Raw genomic sequence first — 2658 nt, forward strand, 5'->3', positions numbered from 1 at the left:
GATCCCGTTCCGCATGCCGCGCCCCGAAGTCGCCTTTGTCTCGTGGGTCGGCCTGCGCGGCGCGGTGTCGATCCTGCTCGCCATCACCCCGCTGCTCGGCGGGCTGGAAAATGGCCGTGTCATCTTCAACACCGCCTTCATCATCGTTCTGGTTTCGCTGGTCATCCAGGGCTGGACGGTCGGACCGCTGGCGCGCCGCCTCGGTTTGATCGTGCCGGCGCGGCTCGGACCGCTGGACAAGGTCGAGCTGGAATTGCCGGGTTCGGCCCATCACGAGCTTCTCGCCTATCGCGTCGCACCCGGCAGCCCGGTGGCGCGCGGCGAGCGCATCCCACGCTGGGCGCGACCCTCGCTGGTGCTGCGTGACGGCCGTTCGATGCGCTTCCAGGACATGGGCCGGCTCGCCGCCGGCGACCAGGTCTACATTTTCGTCCCGGATCGCTATCCGCGCCTGCTCGACAAGCTGTTCGCCAGCCGTGCCGTGGTCGATCCCGAAGATGCCGATTTCTTCGGCGCCTTCGCCGTCGATCCAGCGCGCCCCGCCGCCGAACTGGAAGCAGCCTATACGCCGGGCCTGACCGAAGCGGAGCAAAAGCTCACCGTTGGAGCGCTGGTCACGGCGCGGCTCGGCGGCCATGCCGAATATGCCGACCGCGTCCTGCTCGGCCCGATAGAACTGATCGTCCGCGACGTCGACGACAAGGGGAAGATCATAGGCCTCGGCCTGTCGTTCGAGCCGACCGCGCCGGTGGCGCGGGTGCCGGTCTTCCTCAGCGCCGGAGAAATCGGCGACCGTCTTTCCGCCTTCATCCGCAATTGGCGCAAGCCGACCGAGGCGCAGGCGGACGAGGCGCGGGCGGACGAGAAACCGGCCCCAGAGCCAGCGCCGGAAAAGGCAGCAACCGAAAGCTGACAAACCCGCTATTGAGCGGAGCCATTCATCCGCCCGCCAGTGCAAGATCGTGCCCACTTCAAAATTTCGGTTCGAGCGCGCCCTAAGCCTTGCATCGTCGCCGATGCGGGGTATGGTCCCCCGGTTTTTCGCGAAAGGAACCCGCATGGCCGCCTTCAAGACACTCGACGATATCGGCAACATCAGCGGCAAGCGCGTGCTGGTGCGCGTCGACCTCAACGTGCCTGTCACTGAGGGCAAAGTCACCGACGCCACCCGCATCGAACGCATCGCACCGACCATCGCCGAGCTATCGGCCAAGGGCGCCAAGGTCATCCTGCTCGCCCATTTCGGCCGACCCAAGGATGGGCCTTCGCCCGAATTCTCGCTGGAGCCGATCGCCAAAGCCACGGCAGAAGTGCTCGGCCGCCCCGTCGGTTTCGCCTCGGATTGCGTCGGCGACACGGCCGGAAGCGCTGTCGCCGCCATGAACAAGGGCGACGTGCTGCTGCTCGAAAACACTCGCTTCTACAAGGCCGAAGAAAAGAATGACCCGGCCTTCACCGAAAAACTCGCCGCCAATGGCGATATCTTCGTCAACGACGCCTTCTCGGCCGCGCACCGCGCGCATTCTTCGACCGAGGGGCTGGCGCATCTGTTGCCGGCTTTTGCCGGCCGCACCATGCAAGCCGAGCTTGAGGCGCTGGAGAAGGGCTTGGGAAAACCGGTTCGTCCGGTCGTCGCCATTGTCGGCGGCGCCAAGGTCTCGACCAAGATCGATCTGTTGATGAACTTGGTGAAGAAGGTCGACGCGCTGGTCATCGGCGGCGGCATGGCCAACACCTTCCTCGCCGCGCGCGGCACCGATGTCGGCAAATCGCTGTGCGAGCATGATCTCGCCTCAACCGCCAAGCAGATCATGATCGAGGCGGCCGAGGCCGGCTGCGCCATCATCCTGCCGGTCGACGGCGTCGTCGCCAGGGAGTTCAAGGCGGGCGCGGCCTGCGAGACCGTCGCCATCTCCGATGTGCCGGCCGACGGGATGATCCTCGATGTCGGCGCCAAAACCGTGACGACCATCGGCGAATGGATCGACCGCGCCGCGACACTGGTCTGGAACGGCCCGCTCGGCGCCTTCGAGATCGCGCCCTTCGACCATGCGACGGTGGCGGCGGCCAAGCATGCGGCGTCGCGCACCAAGGAAGGCAAGCTGGTCTCGGTCGCAGGCGGTGGCGATACGGTCGCGGCGCTCAACCACGCCGGCGTCGCCGACGACTTCACCTATGTCTCGACCGCAGGCGGCGCCTTCCTGGAGTGGATGGAAGGCAAGCCGCTGCCCGGCGTCGATGTGTTGAAGCGCTGAGGCTCCGAGGCGATCAACACTCGGAGAGCGAACAAGGCCGCCCGAGGCTTCAATCGATTCGAGCTTTCCGATGCCATTCCTTTGGCGGTAGACTTCCGTTAAGCGCGGAACAACCGTTTCAGGAGAAGCAACAATGAGCGAACGTCTCGAAGACATTGCCGCTGCGATCGTCGCCGATGGCAAGGGCCTGCTGGCCGCCGACGAAAGTTCCGGCACCATCAAGAAGCGCTTCGACGTCATCGGCGTCGAATCGACCGCCGACAGCCGCCGCGATTACCGCGAGATGATGTTCCGCACCAGGGAGGCGATGACCCGCTACATCTCCGGCGCCCTCCTCTATGACGAGACGATCCGCCAGAAGGCCGCCGACGGCACGCCGCTGGTCGACATCATCAACTCGGCC

General features: G+C 65.6%; 3 protein-coding genes. All 3 read left to right on the forward strand.

Annotated elements, in window-relative coordinates:
• Nucleotides 1-913: cation:proton antiporter (locus EN994_RS26175; protein ID WP_348631690.1), on the forward strand; the 913-nt coding region annotated here is incomplete at its 5' end.
• A 145-nt stretch (nucleotides 914-1058) separates the two neighbouring features.
• The gene (locus EN994_RS26180) at nucleotides 1059-2255 is read left to right on the forward strand and encodes a phosphoglycerate kinase (protein WP_013529247.1); all 1197 of its coding nucleotides are present in this window, start codon (nucleotides 1059-1061) and stop codon (nucleotides 2253-2255) included.
• Between the two features lie 133 nt (nucleotides 2256-2388).
• A partial coding sequence (locus EN994_RS26185; RefSeq protein WP_127307930.1) for a class I fructose-bisphosphate aldolase occupies nucleotides 2389-2658 on the forward strand: 270 nt, incomplete at its 3' end.

Source organism: Mesorhizobium sp. M7A.F.Ca.CA.002.09.1.1 (assembly GCF_003998555.1).
GTDB classification, from domain to species: domain Bacteria; phylum Pseudomonadota; class Alphaproteobacteria; order Rhizobiales; family Rhizobiaceae; genus Mesorhizobium; species Mesorhizobium ciceri.

Coding starts and splice junctions, on each gene's coding strand:
- EN994_RS26180 (WP_013529247.1), top strand. CDS start 1,059: ATGGCCGCCTTCAAGACACTCGACGATATCGGCAACATCAGCGGCAAG.